This is a genomic window from Pseudomonas koreensis, assembly GCF_036668835.1.
GTDB lineage: Bacteria > Pseudomonadota > Gammaproteobacteria > Pseudomonadales > Pseudomonadaceae > Aquipseudomonas > Aquipseudomonas koreensis_I.
This window is the reverse complement of sequence record NZ_JAZEVW010000063.1, coordinates 1-255: the sequence shown is the minus strand read 5'-3', so window position 1 is coordinate 255 and position 255 is coordinate 1. Positions and strand designations below refer to the sequence as shown.

1 protein-coding gene is annotated in these 255 nt (G+C 59.2%); it reads right to left on the bottom strand.

The window, feature by feature from the left end:
- The coding region (locus V6F91_RS27670) for an immunoglobulin-like domain-containing protein (protein WP_332769958.1) at window positions 1-255 on the bottom strand (255 nt) is incomplete at both ends.

Below are 255 nucleotides of genomic sequence, written 5' to 3'. Positions count from 1 at the left end.
GGTGTAAACAATCGAACCACCTTCAGCCACGGAGCCCGTCGCACTCAGCGACAGATTTGTAGTGTCGGCAACATCGGTGACAGTGGTGCTGACCGGGGTTTTATCGGCCACGAGGTTTTCGTAGTTGCCGCCGGTCACGTTAGTGATCGAGTTGGTCAGCGGAGCGTTACCAGCCAAGGCATCGTTCGGTGCGGTGGTGGTCGCGGTGCCGGTGGTTTGGCCAACACCGATGGTGATGGTCTGGCCGTTGGCCAA